Source organism: Nocardioides terrae, from assembly GCF_900112345.1.
GTDB lineage: Bacteria > Actinomycetota > Actinomycetes > Propionibacteriales > Nocardioidaceae > Nocardioides > Nocardioides terrae.
Genome location: NZ_FOLB01000005.1, coordinates 128,306 through 144,903 on the forward strand (window position 1 = coordinate 128,306; position 16,598 = coordinate 144,903).

The 16,598-nt window shown below is 70.9% G+C and carries 16 protein-coding genes; 6 read left to right on the plus strand and 10 right to left on the minus strand.

Annotated elements, in window-relative coordinates; all coding sequences use genetic code 11:
* Window positions 1-47: 47 nt before the first annotated feature.
* From ggt to BM236_RS08545, 3 genes are all read right to left on the minus strand, one after another.
* Window positions 48-1,889 carry a gamma-glutamyltransferase gene (gene ggt, locus BM236_RS08535; protein ID WP_091122493.1) on the minus strand — a complete coding sequence of 614 codons (1,842 nt, stop codon included), beginning with the start codon at window positions 1,887-1,889 and terminating at the stop codon, window positions 48-50.
* Between the two features lie 30 nt (window positions 1,890-1,919).
* On the minus strand, window positions 1,920-2,900 hold the full coding sequence (miaA, locus tag BM236_RS08540) for a tRNA (adenosine(37)-N6)-dimethylallyltransferase MiaA (protein WP_091122496.1): 981 nt from the start codon (window positions 2,898-2,900) through the stop codon (window positions 1,920-1,922).
* A 201-nt stretch (window positions 2,901-3,101) separates the two neighbouring features.
* Window positions 3,102-3,872, minus strand: a complete 771-nt coding sequence (locus BM236_RS08545; protein WP_175507615.1) for a DUF559 domain-containing protein — start codon at window positions 3,870-3,872, stop codon at window positions 3,102-3,104.
* Window positions 3,873-4,226: 354 nt separating this feature from the next.
* Here BM236_RS08545 and BM236_RS08550 point away from each other — a divergent pair, with 354 nt between their 5' ends.
* Window positions 4,227-4,574: a hypothetical protein gene (locus BM236_RS08550; RefSeq protein WP_091122499.1), complete on the plus strand. Its 348-nt coding sequence runs from the start codon at window positions 4,227-4,229 to the stop codon at window positions 4,572-4,574.
* An 88-nt stretch (window positions 4,575-4,662) separates the two neighbouring features.
* Here the strand turns inward: BM236_RS08550 and miaB are convergent, their stop codons facing one another.
* Window positions 4,663-6,135 (minus strand): tRNA (N6-isopentenyl adenosine(37)-C2)-methylthiotransferase MiaB, encoded by a 1,473-nt coding sequence (gene miaB, locus BM236_RS08555; RefSeq protein ID WP_091122501.1) that lies wholly within the window; start codon window positions 6,133-6,135, stop codon window positions 4,663-4,665.
* Window positions 6,136-6,239: 104 nt separating this feature from the next.
* On the opposite strand from miaB, the gene BM236_RS08560 reads away from it, so the two are divergent.
* From BM236_RS08560 to BM236_RS08575, 4 genes are all read left to right on the plus strand, one after another.
* Window positions 6,240-7,001: an amino acid ABC transporter ATP-binding protein gene (locus tag BM236_RS08560; protein ID WP_091122504.1), complete on the plus strand. Its 762-nt coding sequence runs from the start codon at window positions 6,240-6,242 to the stop codon at window positions 6,999-7,001.
* A gap of 29 nt (window positions 7,002-7,030) precedes the next feature.
* Window positions 7,031-7,915: a glutamate ABC transporter substrate-binding protein gene (locus tag BM236_RS08565; RefSeq protein WP_245750218.1), complete on the plus strand. Its 885-nt coding sequence runs from the start codon at window positions 7,031-7,033 to the stop codon at window positions 7,913-7,915.
* Between the two features lie 85 nt (window positions 7,916-8,000).
* Complete coding sequence (locus tag BM236_RS08570; protein WP_091122509.1) at window positions 8,001-8,654, plus strand: amino acid ABC transporter permease; 654 nt, start codon at window positions 8,001-8,003, stop codon at window positions 8,652-8,654.
* Entirely contained in the window at window positions 8,651-9,526 is an 876-nt protein-coding gene (locus BM236_RS08575; protein ID WP_091122511.1) for an amino acid ABC transporter permease, read from the plus strand. Before BM236_RS08570 ends, BM236_RS08575 begins: the two co-directional genes overlap by 4 nt.
* A gap of 6 nt (window positions 9,527-9,532) precedes the next feature.
* On the opposite strand, the gene BM236_RS08580 is transcribed toward BM236_RS08575, so the two are convergent.
* Together BM236_RS08580 and BM236_RS08585 are read right to left on the minus strand one after the other, a co-directional pair.
* The gene (locus tag BM236_RS08580; protein WP_091122514.1) at window positions 9,533-9,997 is read right to left on the minus strand and encodes a hotdog fold domain-containing protein; all 465 of its coding nucleotides are present in this window, start codon (window positions 9,995-9,997) and stop codon (window positions 9,533-9,535) included.
* 37 nt (window positions 9,998-10,034) lie between these two features.
* Window positions 10,035-10,790, minus strand: coding sequence for a methyltransferase domain-containing protein (locus BM236_RS08585; RefSeq protein ID WP_091122849.1), 756 nt, complete (start codon window positions 10,788-10,790; stop codon window positions 10,035-10,037).
* Between the two features lie 91 nt (window positions 10,791-10,881).
* Here BM236_RS08585 and BM236_RS08590 point away from each other — a divergent pair, with 91 nt between their 5' ends.
* Entirely contained in the window at window positions 10,882-11,367 is a 486-nt protein-coding gene (locus tag BM236_RS08590; protein WP_091122515.1) for a MarR family winged helix-turn-helix transcriptional regulator, read from the plus strand.
* A gap of 94 nt (window positions 11,368-11,461) precedes the next feature.
* Here the strand turns inward: BM236_RS08590 and BM236_RS08595 are convergent, their stop codons facing one another.
* From BM236_RS08595 to BM236_RS08610, 4 genes are all read right to left on the minus strand, one after another.
* Entirely contained in the window at window positions 11,462-13,261 is a 1,800-nt protein-coding gene (locus tag BM236_RS08595; RefSeq protein WP_091122518.1) for an ABC-F family ATP-binding cassette domain-containing protein, read from the minus strand.
* 40 nt (window positions 13,262-13,301) lie between these two features.
* Window positions 13,302-14,234 (minus strand): 4-(cytidine 5'-diphospho)-2-C-methyl-D-erythritol kinase, encoded by a 933-nt coding sequence (locus BM236_RS08600; protein ID WP_091122520.1) that lies wholly within the window; start codon window positions 14,232-14,234, stop codon window positions 13,302-13,304.
* A 22-nt stretch (window positions 14,235-14,256) separates the two neighbouring features.
* Window positions 14,257-15,111, minus strand: coding sequence for a 16S rRNA (adenine(1518)-N(6)/adenine(1519)-N(6))-dimethyltransferase RsmA (gene rsmA, locus BM236_RS08605; protein ID WP_091122522.1), 855 nt, complete (start codon window positions 15,109-15,111; stop codon window positions 14,257-14,259).
* 189 nt (window positions 15,112-15,300) lie between these two features.
* Window positions 15,301-16,446: a resuscitation-promoting factor gene (locus BM236_RS08610; protein WP_281247636.1), complete on the minus strand. Its 1,146-nt coding sequence runs from the start codon at window positions 16,444-16,446 to the stop codon at window positions 15,301-15,303.
* Window positions 16,447-16,598 lie beyond the last annotated feature (152 nt).

The window sequence follows — 16,598 nt, forward strand, 5'->3', positions numbered from 1 at the left end:
CACCGCCCCGGTCACCGCCCCGGTCACTGCACCGGTCACCGCACCGGTCACCGCCTGGCCGGCCTGACCACCCGTGCGGAGCCTCCTCCGCGCCGGGTGGGCTCGGCCACCGCGATGAGCCGCCCGTGCCGCCCGATCTGGATCGCCGTCGCGGCCCCGATCTCCTGCGCGCTCGTGGGTCCGGTCAGCTGCTTGAGCGTCTGGCCGAAGGGCGCCAGCGCCGCGGCGTACTTGGCGACGAAGGCCGGCTCGGCGCTGCTCGCCGTCGTGTTGGCGTTGGCCAGCCGCGGCTCGGTGATCGCCTCGGCGATCGACATGCCGCGGTCGATGCGGTCGACCAGCAGCTGGCTGACGGTGTTGATGATCGTCGCGCCGCCGGGCGAGCCGAGCGCCAGCCACGGCTTCCTGCCCTTGAGCACGATCGTCGGCGAGATCGAGCTGCGCGGGCGCTTGCCGGGCTCGATGCGGTTGGGGTCGCTCGGGTCGTAGGCGGCACTGAAGTCGGTCAGCTCGTTGTTGAGCAGGAAGCCTCGGCCGGGCACCACCATGCCGGAGCCACCGGTCTGCTCGATGGTCAGCGTGTACTCGACGACGTTCCCCCAGCGGTCGACGACCGTCATGTTGGTGGTCTCGACGTTCTCGGTGTCGGGGCGGGCGGCGCCACGGGCGGGGGCCGCAGCGCACTTGCCGTCGTACGACGCCACGTTGCCCGCGGGCACCGGCTTCGGCGCGGCGGTCTGCTCGTTGATCGAGCAGGCGCGCTCGGCGGCGAACGTGTCGCTGAGCAGCTGGCGCAGCGGCACCTTCACCGACCGCGGGTCGCCGACGTAGGCGTTGCGGTCGGCGAACGCGAGGGCCGAGGCCTCGATGTAGTGGTGGTAGAGCGCGCCCGCATCCATGCCGTGGAGGTTGTAGTGCTCGAGGATGTTGAGCATCTCGCCCACGGTCGAGCCGCCGGACGACGACGGTGCCATGCCGTAGATCCTCAGCCCGCGGTAGCCGATCCTCGTCGGCTTGCGATCGATCGTCCTGTAGCGGCGCAGGTCGCGCAGCGTCATCCGGCCGGGTGTGGCGGGCAGCGTCGCGCCGGCGACCTTCGGCGGGTGCTGGACGGTGTGCACGATCTGGCGGGCGAGCCGGCCGCGGTAGAGGCCGTCGACGCCCTTCCGGGCGATCAGGTCGTAGGTGCGGGCGAGGGCGCGGTTGCGGAACCGGCTCCCGACCGCCGGCGGCTGGCCGCCCTTGAGGAAGAGCCGCCTGGTCGACGCGAACTGCGCGAACCGCGCCTGGTTGTCGGCGGTCTGGTCGTGGAAGGTCTGGTCGACCACGAAGCCCCTCCGGGCCAGCCTCGTCGCCGGCTTGAGCGACCGGGCCAGGCTGCGGGTGCCCCAGCGGTTCAGCGCGCGCTGCCAGGTCTTCAGCGACCCCGGCACGCCGACGGCGACACCGCTCGAGACCCGCTCGGGGGTGAAGTTGTAGGGCTCGCCCGTGGCCGGGTCGATGAAGGAGTCGTGCCGCATCCTCCGCGGCGCGGTCTCGCGGCCGTCGATCGTGCCGACCTTGTGGGTCCGCGCGTTGTAGTGGACGAAGTAGCCGCCACCGCCGATGCCCGAGCTGTAGGGCTCGGTCAGGCCGAGCGCCGCCGCGGCCGCCACCGCTGCGTCGACCGCGTTGCCGCCGTGCTTCAACACCTGCAGGCCGATCCTGGTGGCGTCCGGGTCGACGGTGCTGATCGCGCCACCGCGCCCGATGCTGGTGGCGATCCTGGGTGGCGCCTTCGGCCGCGTGGCGTCCGGTGCGGCGGCACCGGCGTGCGGCGAGGTCGTGAGCACGAGGGCTGGGCAGATGAGGGCCGCGGCGAATGCGGCTGCGGAGGTCCGAGAACGCATGAGTTGTTCAGTCCCCCCTTGAGACCTACCTCACACCTCCTGGATCGCCCGGATCGCTTCGATCGCCGTCCCGGCCCGGTCGGGGTCGTCGTACCTCACCCAGACCACGCGGGGGTCCTTGCGGAACCACGCGTCCTGGCGGCGCGCGAACCGGCGGGTCTTCACCACCGTCTGCTGCTTCGCCTCCGGCAGGGTGAGTACGCCGGCCAGGAGCTGCGCCACCTCCCGGTAGCCGATCGCCGTCGCGGCCGTCCTCGAGGTCGCCAGGCCGGCGTCGAGCAGCCGCTCGACCTCCTCGACGAAGCCGGCGTCGAACATCTCCTCCACGCGCTGCACGATCCGGGTGTCGAGGGTCTCCCGGTCGATGTCGACGCCGATCTGGATCGAGTGCGGGTCGACGTACTCCTGCACGGGGAGGCGGGCGCTGAAGGCGTCGCCGGTGAGCTCGATGACCTCGAGCGCGCGGACGATCCGGCGGCCGTTGCCCGGTGTCATCTCCTCGATCCGGGCGGCCGCGACGGGGTCCTGCTCGCGCAGCCGCTCGACGAGGGGCTGCACCCCGTCCCGGGCCAGCTCCTGCTCGAGCCGCTCGCGGACGGCCGGGTCGGTGCCCGGGAAGTCGAACCGGTCCAGCACGGCCCGGGTGTAGAGCGCGCTGCCGCCGACCAGCACCGGCGTCCTGCCGCTGCCGCGGAGGTCCGCGATGACCGCACGGGCCACCGCCTGGTACTCGGCGACCGTGGCGGCCTCGGTGATGTCGAGGATGTCGAGCAGGTGGTGCGGGATGCCGCGTCGCTCGCTCTCGGGCAGCTTGGCCGTGCCGATGTCCATGCCGCGGTAGAGCTGCATCGCGTCGCTGTTGACCACCTCGCCGCCGAGCCGCTCGGCGAGGTCGAGGCTGAGCCCCGTCTTGCCCGCGGCGGTGGCGCCGACGACCGCGACGACGGGTGGGACGACGGGTGGGACGACGGGTGGGCCGCTGGCCTCGCGCCCTGCCCCCGCCGCCGTCATGAGGGCTAGTGTTCCAAACGGCTCGGTCCCCGCTCGGTGGCCACTGACCTGATGGAGAACGACATGAGCTTCCTCGACAAGGCCAAGGACGCGCTCGACGGTCTCGACGGCCGCAACGACGACATCCGCTGACGCACGCTCCGGCACCGCGCTTCGTGGTTGCTGCGTACCGATCGGTGACGAAGTGACCTCTGAGGCTGTTCATGCCGCGCTTCCGCCTCCCGCGCCCCGATTGGTACGCCGCTCGGTGATCGCCCCGAGCAGGATCCTGCGCACCTGCTCGGGCTGGAACATCACCTGCTCCCAGGTGAAGCGCAGGACGAGCCAGCCGTTGATGACGAACTCGTTGTAGCGGCTCGCATCCCGCCGCAGCGCCGCCGGTGTCCCATGGCTCTCGAACGAGTCGGCTTCGAGGATGATCCGAAGCTCGATGTCGACCAGGTCGGGCCGACCGAGGTAGTAGTCGCCTCCCAGCCTGACCTGGGGCTGCACCCGGAGGCCGACGCTGAGAGCGAGCGCTCGCAGGACGGACTCGAACGGGTTCGCTGCGAGCGGCGACGCATGGTGGGCCACCCATCGGATCCGGCGCGATCCCGGGCCCTTCGCGCCGGCGGCGAGGTCCAGGAGCCGCTGCTTCGACATGCCGGAGCGAAGCGCTGAGTCTGCGACACACAGCCCTTCGTCGAAGCTGAGCGAGCGCGTGCAGTCCAGCACCGTCCGCTCGATGGAGGTGACCGCCCCTCGTTCGACGTCGCGAGGCGGCAGGTCCAGCCGCCTGATCTGGACGTTGGCGGCTCGGTCCCGGTCGACACGCTGATTGCGACCTACCGTGATCTGAGGGCGCGTCGGCAGCGCCTTGATCTGCCACCGATGGACGAGCGCCGCACACAACAGGCTGATGACACCGTGGAACTCAGCAGCGGCATCGGCCGTCTGCGCGAGGAGCAGCTCCCGCTGTTCGTCTGGCGTCATGGAAGCCACCCTGATGGAGGACCGCGACGGGCGCAGGTCGTCATCCACAGGCCGAGGCTCGGCGTACCGATCGGTGCTGGAGAGACCAGAGGGGCGGATCATCGCCACAGCAGCCACAGGGACCTCGATCGGTACGCAGAGGATCGCCCGCGCGTACCGATCGGGGCGGAAGTGGCTCCAGGACCGAGTTCTCGCCTCATACGCCTCGCCAACCCCGATCGGTACGCACACCATCGGCCACACCCGCCCCGCGAGCGGCGCGGCGCACCGAAACAGCAGAGCGTCAGTGAGCGATACGACGCCGCCGACCGGTTACCGGACCTCGGAGCAAGATCCGATCAGGGAGGAAAACGCATGGAGCTGGGACCGCAGCCACCGGCGAAGACGGAGCCGCCGGAGATCGTGCCGGGCGGGCCGGACGCCCTCGACCACGAGGGCGGCGGGGTCGTCCGCGACATCCGCGCGTCCAACCCACCAACCCCGGGCGACGAGGAGGTCGGGATGGGGGTCAGCAGCGAGCGGGTCGGCCACACCGGGCCCGGTCAGACCGGCACCGACGGCGTCAAGGACACCTCGGTGACCGAGGACGGCGACACCGACGTCCCGCCCGAGCAGCGCCCGGGCAACGTCGAGACCAATCCTGAGGGTCTCGAGCCGAAGGCCGGCTACCCCTCCCTCGACCCGCGGTCGAAGGACGAGTAGCACCCCGGGTAGCGGTCATGGTGTGGCCGGACGCGCGTCACGTGCGCACCGGCACGCACGATGACCACGAGAAGGACCACGAAAAGGATCAGGATCCGCAGACGGGCGCGTCCGGCAACGGCGCGGGTACGCCGACCACGGGCATGCCCAGCGAGACGCCGGCCGCGGCGGCCGGTGCTGCGGTGCGCGCCTCCCAGGCGTCGCCCGACCGCGTCCGGCGGATCGAGAGCACCGCGCCGTCCGCCTCGAGGTAGTGCGGCGCGCCGCGGGTGATCGCGACGGTCACCACGTCTCCGGGTCGGACGCCGTCGACGCCGACCGACGAGAAGTGCACGAGCCGGTTGTCGGGCGCGCGCCCGGACAGCCGGCCGGTGGCGCCGTCGCGCCGGCCCTCGCCCTCGGCGACCATCACCTCGACGACGCGGCCCTCCTGCCGCTGGTTCTCCTCCCAGGAGATCTGGTTCTGCAGTGCGGACAGCCGCTGGTAGCGGTCGGCCACCACGTCGGGCGGGACCTGGTCGAGCAGGTCCGCGGCCGGCGTACCGGGCCGCTTGGAGTACTGGAACGTGAACGCGCCCGAAAAGCGCGCCTCGCGGACGACCTTCAGCGTCTCCTGGAAGTCCTCCTCGGTCTCGCCGGGGAAGCCCACGATGATGTCGGTGGTGATCGCCGCGTCGGGGATCGCCTCCCGCACGCGCGAGATGATGCCGAGGAACTTCGACTGGCGGTAGGACCGCCGCATGTCCTTGAGCACCTTCGACGAGCCCGACTGCAGCGGCATGTGCAGCGACGGCATGACGTTGGGCGTCTCGGCCATCGCCTCGATGACGTCGTCGGTGAACTCGGCCGGGTGCGGGCTCGTGAAGCGGACCCGCTCGAGGCCCTCGATCCCCCCGCACGCGCGCAGCAGCTTGGAGAACGCCTGCCGGTCGCCGAACTCGACACCGTAGGCGTTGACGTTCTGCCCGAGCAGGGTGATCTCGGAGACGCCCTCGGCGACCAGCGCCCCGATCTCGGCAAGGATCTCGCCCGGCCGGCGGTCCTTCTCCTTGCCGCGCAGCGCGGGGACGATGCAGAAGGTGCAGGTGTTGTTGCAGCCGACCGACACCGACACCCAGGCGGCGTACGCCGACTCGCGCTTGGTCGGGAGCGTCGAGGGAAAGACGTCGAGCGACTCGAGGATCTCGACCTGCGCCTCCTCCTGCACGCGGGCGCGCTCCAGCAGGACCGGCAGCGAGCCGATGTTGTGGGTGCCGAAGACGACGTCGACCCAGGGCGCTTTCTGCGTGATCGTGGAGCGGTCCTTCTGGGCCAGGCAGCCGCCGACGGCGATCTGCATGCCCGGCCGCTGCGCCTTGACCGGCGCCAGGTGGCCGAGGTTGCCGTAGAGCTTGTTGTCGGCGTTCTCGCGCACCGCGCACGTGTTGAAGACGACCACGTCGGCGTACTCGCCGTCGGGCGCCGCGACGTAGCCCGCGCCCTCGAGCAGCCCGGAGAGCCGCTCCGAGTCGTGGACGTTCATCTGGCACCCGTAGGTGCGGACCTCATAGGTGCGCGTCATAGCAGTTCACAAGCGTACGGCGACCCGCCGACCGCTCCCGAATCGAACGGCCGCACGACACCGGTGATGGCCGCTGACCTCGTGACTGGATAGGGTCTTGCGCCATGACAGACGTCGGAACTGTCGGCCGTGAGCCGCTGGTGGCCCTGGACCACGTCGACAAGTGGTTCGGCCAGCTCCACGTGCTGCAGGACATCAACCTCGTCATCGGGCGGGGCGAGGTCGTCGTGGTCATCGGCCCCTCCGGGTCGGGCAAGTCCACGCTCTGCCGCGCGATCAACCGCCTGGAGACGATCGACAAGGGCACGATCGCGCTCGACGGCCAGCCGCTCCCCCAGGAGGGCAAGGCGCTGGCGCAGCTGCGCGCCGAGGTCGGCATGGTCTTCCAGAGCTTCAACCTCTTCGCCCACAAGACGATCCTCGAGAACGTCATGCTCGGACCCGTCAAGGTCCGCAAGCAGCCGAAGGCGGACGCCGAGAAGAGGGCCCGCGAGCTGCTCGACCGCGTCGGCGTCGGCCACCAGGCGGAGAAGTACCCCGCCCAGCTCTCCGGCGGCCAGCAGCAGCGCGTCGCGATCGCCCGGGCGCTCGCGATGGAGCCGAAGGTGATGCTCTTCGACGAGCCGACCTCGGCGCTGGACCCCGAGATGATCAAGGAGGTCCTCGACGTCATGGTCGACCTCGCTCGGGGCGGCATGACGATGGTGGTCGTCACCCACGAGATGGGCTTCGCGCGCACGGCCGGCGACCGGGTGGTCTTCATGGCCGACGGCCGCATCGTCGAGGAGAACACCCCCGAGGAGTTCTTCGACAACCCGCGCAGCGAGCGGGCGAAGGACTTCCTCTCCAAGATCCTCAAGCACTGACAGCAACCTAGGGAGACAGAACGATGCGCATGACCAGGATCAAGGCCACCGCGGTCGCGACCCTCCTGGCGCTCGGGCTCGCAGCCTGTGGCAACGCCGGGAGCGACGACGACAGCGGGCCGGACGTCAAGGTGAGCGACAACGCTGCCGCCAGCTTCCCCGACGGCAGCCGGATGAAGGCGCTCGCCGACTCGGGCACCATCAACATCGGCGTGAAGTTCGACCAGCCGGGCATCGGCTTCAAGGGAGCCACCGACGACATGCCCCAGGGCTTCGACCCGGAGATCGGCAAGATCCTCGCGGCGTCGCTCGGCATCGAGCCGGACAAGATCAAGTGGACCGAGACGATCTCGGCCAACCGCGAACCCTTCCTCCAGAAGGGCCAGGTCGACCTGGTCATCGCGTCGTACTCCATCACCGACGAGCGTCGCCAGGTCGTGGGCCAGGCCGGCCCCTACTACGTGACCGGCCAGCAGCTCCTGGTCAAGAAGGACAGCGACATCTCCTCGATCGACGACGTCAAGGGCAAGGAGGTCTGCTCGGTGACCGGCTCGACGTCGCTCGACCAGATCGAGGCGAAGGGCGCCACGCCGCGCGGCTTCGACACCTACTCCGAGTGCGTCGACCAGGTCCTCAACGGCACCGTGGACGCGATGACGACCGACGGCGCGATCCTGTTGGGCTACGCCGCCGAGCACCCCGACGACCTGAAGGTCGCCGTCGACCCGTTCTCCGAGGAGCGCTACGGAGTGGGCTACGGCAAGGACCACCCGGAGATGTGCCAGTGGATCGTCGACACGATCAAGAAGGCGCAGGACGACGGCGACTGGGCGAAGGCCTTCGAGTCGACGCTCGGCAAGTCGGGCGTGGAGACGCCCGAGCCGCCGACCATGGATGCCTGCCCGGCGTCGTGATCTCCGCGCACCTGACCTTCTGCACGACCGACCGGCCTGTCGTCGTACAGAAGGTCAGGTGCCTGACCCATGGTGAGGTGATGACGTGAACGAGGTCTTCTCCAACTTCGACCTGGTGCTGCGCGCGTTCTGGCTGACCGTCCAGATCGCGGCACTGTCCGGTGTCGTGTCCCTCGTGCTCGGCACGGTGCTCGTCGCGATGCGCATCGGCCCGATCGGCGTGCTGCGGCAGTTCGCGACGACCTACGTCACGCTGGTGCGCAACACGCCGCTGCTGGTCGTCTTCATCTTCATCTTCATCGCGGCGCCGAACGTCGGCTGGTTCGTGCACACGCCGTTCCTGCTCAAGGGCGTCATCGCCGTCTCGCTCTACACCTCGACCTTCGTGTGCGAGGCGCTGCGCTCGGGCATCAACGCCGTGCCCGTCGGGCAGGCCGAGGCCGCGCGAGCGATCGGCATGACCTTCAGCCAGAACCTCGCCCACGTCGTCCTCCCGCAGGCCTTCCGGGCTTCGGTCCCGCCGCTCGGCTCGACCATGATCGCGATGACGAAGAACACCTCCGTCGCCGCGGTCTTCGGACTCATGGAGGCCACCGGCCGAATGCGCTTCTTCACCAACCGCCACGCAGACGACGCGGTGGGGATCCTCATCGTGTTCGCGGTCGGCTACATCGTGATCGTCGAGCTCATCTCACTGGCCTCCTACGGCCTCGAGCGGCGCTGGAGGGCCGCCCGATGAGCACCTCCGTCCTCTTCGACGCGCCGGGACCCCGCACCCGCGCCCGCCATCGCGCCTACTCGGTCGTCGCCATCGTCGCGGTCGCCGCGCTCGTGGTCGCGCTGGTTCTGTTCCTCAACGCCAAGGGAGAGCTCTCCTACTCGCTGTGGGAGCCGTTCCTCACCCCGGACTTCGTCCGGGTGCTGCTCGTCGACGGTCTGCTCAAGACGCTGGAGATGGCGTTCTCCTCGGTGGTCCTGGCGGTCGTCTTCGGTGCGCTGTTCGGTGTCGGCAAGCTGTCCGACCACGCCTGGGTGCGCTGGCCGTGCCTACTCGTCGTGGAGTTCTTCCGTGCCGTGCCCGTGCTGCTCCTGATGATCTTCATCTTCTTCTTCTGGGGCATCACGCACGGCGACTCGGGCCGCTACTGGACGGTCGTGGCCGCGCTCACGCTCTACAACGGCGCCGTGCTCGCCGAGGTCTTCCGCGCGGGCGTGCTCGCCCTGCCGAAGGGGCAGTCGGAGGCGGCGTACGCCATCGGGCTGCGCAAGACGCAGGTGATGACCTCGGTGCTGCTGCCGCAGGCGGTGAAGATCATGCTGCCCGCGATCATCAGCCAGTGCGTGGTGGCGCTCAAGGACACCAGCCTCGGCATGTATGTGGTCGCGCCCGGCCTGACCCGCGTCGGCAAGCAGATCTACACGCAGTTCAACAACCAGCTGCAGACCGCGATCGTGCTGGCGGCGCTCTACGTCATCGTCAACCTGCTGCTGACGCTGGTGGCGACCTGGCTCCAGAGGCGCCTGGTCGGCGAGCAGAAGCCGCTCGATGTGGGGATGACCGCCCTCGTCAACACCGGCGAGAACACAGGCGGAGCGGCCGGCGGGATCTGACCGGGGTCACTTCTTCGGCGTGACCCAGAGCCGGATGACGCCCTCGACGACCACCGTGCCGTCGTCGCGAACGCCCTTGACCCGGACGGCGAGGTCGCCGTTCGCCTCGTCCCACTGGGTCTGGTCGGTCTCGGCGATGCAGCGGATGTCGCTGGATGCCTTGGCGGTGTAGGCGACCTCCATCCCCTTGGGGATCCAGCGCTTGTCGCTGGGGATGGTGACCTCGGCCAGCGCGCCCATCGCCATCTCGAGACCGTTGCACAGTGCGATCGCGTGCACGGTCCCGATGTGGTTGTGCACGCGGCGCCGGTCGGGAATCCGCACCTCCGCGTAGTTGGGCCGCAGCTCGGTGACCGTCGGGCGGATCGTCGCGAAGTAGGGCGCCTTCTGGCTGAACGCGATCGAGAAGATCCTCCTGCCGACGACCGGCACCCGGTTGGTCGTGTTCCACAGTGACGCGAGCTGGCTCATGGACCCGACATTACTGGCCGGTAACTATGCGCGGCAACTAGGCGCGGGTGGCCACGACGAAGATCCGGCGGAACGGCAGCACCACCTGGCCGTTGCGCGCCGGGTAGGCCAGCCGGAGGCGACGCCTGAGCTCGGCCGCGAACCGCTCGAACAGCTCCTCGGGGAGCGCGGCGCGGGTCGGGAGGAGGCTGGTGCCGCTGATCCAGTCGAAGACCGCGTCCTCGCCGTCGAGCACGTGCAGGTACGTCGTCTCCCAGGCGTCGACCTCGAACCCCTCGCCCTGCAGGAGCTGGAGGTAGGTCACCGGATCGTGGCTGCTCGGCCGGGCGAGGCCGCGGGTGTGCTCGCGGTAGGGGTCCTCCGCGGCGAGGTCCTCGCGGAGGGTGTGGCTGGGCTCGGCGAAGTTGCCGGGCACCTGGAACGCGAAGACCTGGCCGGCCCTCGCCGCGAGCCGGGGCAGCAGGTCGAGGTGGCCCGGCACCCACTGGAAGGTCGCGTTGGAGACGATGACGTCGGCGCTTCCCCGCCAGTCGGCCACGTCGGCGAGCTGCCAGTCGATGTCGCCATCGGTGGCACGGGCGCGCTCGATCATCGGTGGGCTGCTGTCCACGCCCGCGATCCGGGCGCCCGGCCAGCGCTGCCGCAGCAGCGCGGTGAGGTTGCCCGGACCGCAGCCGAGGTCGACCACGGTGGCCGGGGCCTCCGCCGGGATGCGGCCGAGCAGCTCGACGAAGGGTCGGCCACGCTCGTCGGCGTACGCGAGGTAGCGGTCGGGGTTCCAGGGCTGGGTCATCGCCTGCTCCATGTCTCTTGACGTCAAGATACTTCCACTGTCCTCGCACCATGTCTCGATGTCAAGAATCTCGATCGGCTAGGATCGGGCCATGAGGGACGAGGTCGACGACCTGGCCGAGGCGTGGGCGCGGGAGCGGCCGGACCTCGACCTGGCTCCGGTCGCGGTCTTCTCGAGGCTCTCCCGGCTCTCGCGGCACCTCGACCTGGCCCGCCGCGAGGCGTTCACCGCTCAGGGCATCGAGCCGTGGGAGTTCGATGTCCTCGCCGCGCTGCGGAGGGCCGGGTCGCCGTACGAGCTCTCCCCTGGCCGGCTGCTGCGCGAGACGCTCGTGACGAGCGGGACGATGACCAACCGCGTCGACCGGCTGGCGACGCGCGGCTTCGTCGAGCGCTACCCCGACCCCGAGGACCGGCGCGGTGTCTTGGTGCGGCTCACGCCCGAGGGCAAGGCCGCCGTCGACGGGGCCTTCACCTCGCTGCTCGAGGCCGAGCGCGGCTTCCTCACCGACCTGACCCCGCGCCAGCAGTCCGAGCTCGCCGACCTGCTCCGCAAGCTGCTCACGCCGTTCAGCTGAGCCGCTGGTTCATCGAGGTATGCAGCCGAACCGCTACTTCCCGTGCGGAGCTCCGCACGGGAGCCGACCGTTTCCCTGCATACCTCGATGACCATCACTCGAGCAGCTCGGCGGCCTCGAGCCACTCCAGCTCGAGGGACTCCTTCTCATCCAGGACGGCCTGGAGCCGGGCGCCGAGGTCGGCGAGGCGCTCGTAGTCGGTGGTGTTGGCCTCGAGCTGGGTGTGCAGGGTCGCCTCCTGCTCGGCGAGCCGGGCGAGCTGCTTGTCAATGCGGGCGATCGCCTTCCGCGCCTCGCGCTCCTCGGCGGAGCCTGCCTTCGCGGTGCGTACCGATCGGGGCGCGTGTGCCTCCTGGGGCGCCGGATCGGCGACAGGCGGCGCACCGGCACCGATCGGTACGCCGGACCCCTGCCGACGCTCGAGGTACTCCTCGACGCCGCGCGGCAGCATCGCGATCTGCCCGTCGCCCATCAGCGCCCAGATCGAGTCGGTCACCCGCTCGAGGAAGTAGCGGTCGTGGCTGACGACGACGAGGGTCCCCGGCCAGCCGTCGAGGAAGTCCTCCAGGACCGTCAGCGTCTCGATGTCGAGGTCGTTGGTCGGCTCGTCGAGCAGCAGGACGTTGGGCTCGTCGAGCAGCAGCCGCAGCAGCTGGAAGCGGCGCCGCTCACCACCGGAGAGGTCGCCGATCCGGGTCGTCAGCCGGTCGCCGATGAAGCCGAACCGCTCCAGCAGCGACGTCGCGGTGATCTCGCGTCCGTCGGCTGTCCGGTTGACCTGCCGGATCTCCGAGACCGCGTCGAGCACGCGCTTGTCCGTGTCGACGATGTCCAGGTGCTGCGTGAGGTGCGCGAGTACGACGGTCCGGCCCTGCTTCACCCGGCCGCGCTGCGGCTCATGGGTGCCGTCGATCAGCCCCAGGACCGAGGACTTCCCGGCGCCGTTGACGCCGACGATGCCGATTCGGTCGCCCGGGCCGATGCGCCAGGTGGCCCGGTCGAGCAGACGGCGCTCGCCGCGGGCGAAGTCGACGTCCTCGATGTCGACCACGTCGCGACCGAGCCGTTGGGTCGCGAACCGCTCCAGCTCGAGCCGGTTGCGTGGCGGCGGCTCGTCGGCGATCAGCGCGTTGGCCGCGTCGATGCGGAACTTCGGCTTCGAGGTGCGCGCCGGCGCCCCGCGGCGCAGCCAGGCGAGCTCCTTGCGGACCAGGTTCTGGCGACGCTGCTCCGACGCGGCCGCCTGACGGCTCCGCTCCGCCTTGGCGAGCACGAAGGCGGCGTACCCGCCCTCGTAGACGTCGACCTGGCCGTCGTGCACCTCCCAGGTCCACTGGCAGACCGCGTCGAGGAACCAGCGGTCGTGGGTGACGACGACGAGCGCCGACGGCCGCGCCGCGAGGTGTGCAGCGAGCCAGGCGACGGCCTCGACGTCGAGGTGGTTGGTCGGCTCGTCGAGGATGAGCAGGTCGTGGTCGCCGAGGAGGAGCTGGGCGAGAGCGCAGCGGCGACGCTCGCCGCCGGAGAGGCTGTGGACGATCCGGTCGAGCGAGACTCCGGCGAGGAGCACCTCGACGACCTCCCGGGTGCGGGCGTCGGCGGCCCACTCGTGGTCCTGCATACCGCCGAGGACGGCCTCGCGGACCGTGTGGGTGTCGTCGAGCCGGTCGCCTTGGTGCAGGTAGCCGACCAGCAGCCCGCGCTGGCGCGAGACCCGACCGGTGTCCGGCTCCTCGAGGCCGGTCATCACCTCCAGCAGCGTCGTCTTGCCGTCGCCGTTGCGACCGACGATGCCGACACGGTCGCCCGCGTCGAGGCCGAGGCTGACGTCGTCGAGCAGCGGACGGATGCCGTAGGACTTGGAGACGTGCTCGAGGTTGAGAAGGTTCGCCATGACCGGCCCAGTCTCGCAGCCGAACGGCCGGGGGCGTGATTCAGAGCAGCTCGATGACGTGGCACCCGGCGACCGGAGCGGGCGCCAGCCAGTGCAGGATCCCCAGGCCGGTCAGCCGGGCCGCGGCGTCGCGGGCCAGGTCGACGTCCTCGAAGAGGGCGAGCTGCGTCGGCCCCGAGCCGGACAGCAGCACCGCTTCGGCGCCGAGCTCCTCGAGCCGGGCGCGCAGCTCCGCGAGGTCGGGGCGCAGGTCGTACGCCGCCGGCTCCAGGTCGTTGGACAGCAGGTAGCCGATCGGCTCGCCGACCTCGAGGGCGTCGAGCAGGTCACTCGGGACCTTCGGATCGGCCGGCGTGACGGCTCCGCGCTCCGCCAGCACGTCGAAGTGCCGGTAGACGCCCGGCGTCGACAGCCCGATCTCGTGCGGCACGACGAGCCACCACAGCTGGCTGGTGTCGGGGACCGACCTGACGACCTCCCCGCGGCCCGAGCCGACGGCGGTGCCGCCGATGAGCGCGAAGGGTACGTCGGACCCGAGCTCCGCCGCGATGGCGAGCAGGTCCTCGTCCGACGTCTCCAGGCCCCACAGCCGGTCGAGCGCGACCAGGGTGGCGGCGGCGTCGGCGGACCCGCCGGCCATGCCGCCGGCCACGGGGATCCCCTTGTGGATCTCGATCTCCGCAGTCAGGCCGAGGCCGTGGTGGGCGGTCAGCGCCCGCCCGGCCCGGATCGCGATGTTGTCGTCGCCCTCGGGCACCGAGCCCAGGTCGATGCCCGCGTCGGCGGCGACGTGGACCGACCACTGCGGGCCGTCGGTGACGGTCACGTCGTCGTAGAGCCCGATCGCCTGGTAGACGGTCTCGAGCGGGTGGAACCCGTCGTCGCGGACCGGCCCGACGGCGAGGTGGAGGTTGATCTTCGCGGCAGCGCGGACCGTGACCGAGCTGCTCTCGGGCTCGGCCAGCTGGCTCATCGGGCCTGCCCGTTCGCCCCGGTCACCGGAGCTCCTCCGCGATCCGCACGAAGTCGCCGATCTGCAGCGACTCGCCGCGGGCGAGCGGGTCGATGCCGGCCCGCTCGAGCGCGGCCTCGGTGTCGCCGCCGAGGCCCTTGAGCGCACCGCGCAGAGCCTTGCGGCGGTGTGCGAAGGCCGCGTCGACGACGGCGAAGACCCGCTCGCGGGAGACCGCCGTGGACGGCGGGTCGCGGTGGACCCAGTGGACCAGGCCGCTGTCGACGTTGGGCGCGGGCCAGAAGACGTTGCGGCCGATCGAGCCGGCCCGGCGTACGTCGGCGTACCAGGCGGCCTTCACGCTGGGGATGCCGTAGACCTTCGACCCCGGGGTGGCGGCGAGCCGGTCGGCGACCTCGGCCTGGACCATGACGAGCCCGTGCCGGAGCGAGGGCAGCAGCGCCATGAGGTGGAGCAGGACCGGGACGGAGACGTTGTAGGGCAGGTTCGCGACCAGTGCGGTCGGCGGCGGTCCGGGGACCTCGGCGATCCGAAGCGCGTCGGCGAGGACCACCTCGAAGGACGCCGCCTGGTCGGGCGCGAACTCCTCGATCGTGCGCGGCAGGCGGTCGGCCAGCACGGGGTCGACCTCGATCGCCGTCACCCGGCCGGCCACCTCGAGCAGCGCCAGGGTCAGCGAGCCGAGCCCGGGTCCCACCTCCAGCACCACGTCGTCGGGTCCGACACCCGACTCCCGGACGATGCGGCGGACGGTGTTGGGGTCGATGACGAAGTTCTGCCCGCGCTGCTTGGTCGGCCGCAGGTCGAGCTCCGCGGCCAGCGTCCGCACCTCGCCCGGGCCCAACAACCGGGGCAGGCGCGGAGCAGTCGCAGGCATGGGGGCCACCCTATCGATGCGCCGAGGAGTCGATCCCCCCGCATCGAGGAGTCGATCCCCCCGCACCGAGGAGTCGATCCCTCAGCACCGAGGGGTCGATCGCGGGACGGCGATCGACCCCTCGATAGCGAGCGATCGACTCCTCGCGCCTTGAGGATTGACTCCTCGGGAGGTCAGCGGGGCGGGGGGTCAGCGGGGCAGGCCGAGGGAGGCCGAGCAGCCCGGCCAGGCGCCGTAGCCGCCGGCGTTGTCGCGGACCCGGGTGGCGACCCGGATCTGCTCCTCGCGGCTGGCCTGGTCGGGCCGGCCGGAGCCGCCGTTGGCCTGCCACGTGCCGATGTTGAACTGCAGGCCGCCGTAGTAGCCGTTGCCCGTGTTGATGTGCCAGTTGCCGCCCGCCTCGCACTGGGCGAGACGGTCCCAGACGGAGCCGTCGGCGATCTCGGGCGCCTGCTTCGTGCCCACGGACACGACCTCGGGCACCGGCTCGCGGGTGACCGCGGAGGTCACCACCGACTTCCGGGCGAGGTCGCCGTCCTTGTAGACGAGGCGGTAGGTCACGTCGCGGACGCCGTCGGCGCCCGGGCGGGTCACGTCGCGGGTGCCCGCGAAGGCCGACGCGTCGGGCTTCTCCACGGTGTCGAACGGGATCGTCTCGTCGTCGACGCGCTTGGTGGCGACGCGGATCTTGGTCCAGGTGACCTTCGCGCCGTCGGTGAGGACGGTGTCCGCAGCCGGCTTGACGCGGTCGTCGGCGTCGGGGGTGGCGCCGGCCTGCTCGAGCGCCTCGCCGACGGTGCGGGCGGTGAGCGTGCGGTGCACGGGCCGGTGGCCGGCGAGCGCGAGCACCAGCGTCTTCGGCGTGGTGACCGCCAGGGCCAGGCCGTCGCGGCCGATGGTGGCGCTGCGGCTGACCGAGAGCGACGCCTTGGTGAAGCCGCGGCCGATCTCGGAGAGAGCGGGCGCGACGGCGGTCGACGTGACCCAGTAGGTCCGCTGCGTGCCGTCGAGGTCCACGGTGAGCGGCCGGCCGAACTTCACGCTGATCCGGCTGCCGTCCTCGACCTTCTCGTCCAGGCCGGGGCGGACCTGGTCGTGGTCGCCGACGTGGACGTGCTCATCGCGCAGGACGTCGGCGACCGTGTCGCCGCGGACCGACACCACGCGGCTCTTGCCGTCGAGGGTCAGGTTCACGTCCTTGGCGAGCGCGGTGTAGCCGGCGGTGACGCCGACGACCGCGAGGAGGGCCAGGGCGCTGAGGCCGATGAGCAGCGGGCGGCTGCCACGGGCCAGAGCGATCTTGAACATGCGGCTCTGGGCGAGCTTGGAGGACACAGGGCTCCGAACGTCGTACTGTCCGGGCCTCGAGCACCGCGGGTGATGGCCCCCGAGGGGCACCCCCGCCGCGGTGACGTCGGTCCGCAGACTGACCCCGATCCCGGCTTTCAGCCCTCCACACGAACAAATCCGGGCATCGATCGCAAATC

Coding starts and splice junctions, on each gene's coding strand:
- ggt (WP_091122493.1), bottom strand. CDS start 1,889: ATGCGTTCTCGGACCTCCGCAGCCGCATTCGCCGCGGCCCTCATCTGC.
- miaA (WP_091122496.1), bottom strand. CDS start 2,900: ATGACGGCGGCGGGGGCAGGGCGCGAGGCCAGCGGCCCACCCGTCGTC.
- BM236_RS08545 (WP_175507615.1), bottom strand. CDS start 3,872: ATGACGCCAGACGAACAGCGGGAGCTGCTCCTCGCGCAGACGGCCGAT.
- BM236_RS08550 (WP_091122499.1), top strand. CDS start 4,227: ATGGAGCTGGGACCGCAGCCACCGGCGAAGACGGAGCCGCCGGAGATC.
- miaB (WP_091122501.1), bottom strand. CDS start 6,135: ATGACGCGCACCTATGAGGTCCGCACCTACGGGTGCCAGATGAACGTC.
- BM236_RS08560 (WP_091122504.1), top strand. CDS start 6,240: ATGACAGACGTCGGAACTGTCGGCCGTGAGCCGCTGGTGGCCCTGGAC.
- BM236_RS08565 (WP_245750218.1), top strand. CDS start 7,031: ATGACCAGGATCAAGGCCACCGCGGTCGCGACCCTCCTGGCGCTCGGG.
- BM236_RS08575 (WP_091122511.1), top strand. CDS start 8,651: ATGAGCACCTCCGTCCTCTTCGACGCGCCGGGACCCCGCACCCGCGCC.
- BM236_RS08580 (WP_091122514.1), bottom strand. CDS start 9,997: ATGAGCCAGCTCGCGTCACTGTGGAACACGACCAACCGGGTGCCGGTC.
- BM236_RS08585 (WP_091122849.1), bottom strand. CDS start 10,790: ATGACCCAGCCCTGGAACCCCGACCGCTACCTCGCGTACGCCGACGAG.
- BM236_RS08590 (WP_091122515.1), top strand. CDS start 10,882: ATGAGGGACGAGGTCGACGACCTGGCCGAGGCGTGGGCGCGGGAGCGG.
- BM236_RS08595 (WP_091122518.1), bottom strand. CDS start 13,261: ATGGCGAACCTTCTCAACCTCGAGCACGTCTCCAAGTCCTACGGCATC.
- BM236_RS08600 (WP_091122520.1), bottom strand. CDS start 14,234: ATGAGCCAGCTGGCCGAGCCCGAGAGCAGCTCGGTCACGGTCCGCGCT.
- rsmA (WP_091122522.1), bottom strand. CDS start 15,111: ATGCCTGCGACTGCTCCGCGCCTGCCCCGGTTGTTGGGCCCGGGCGAG.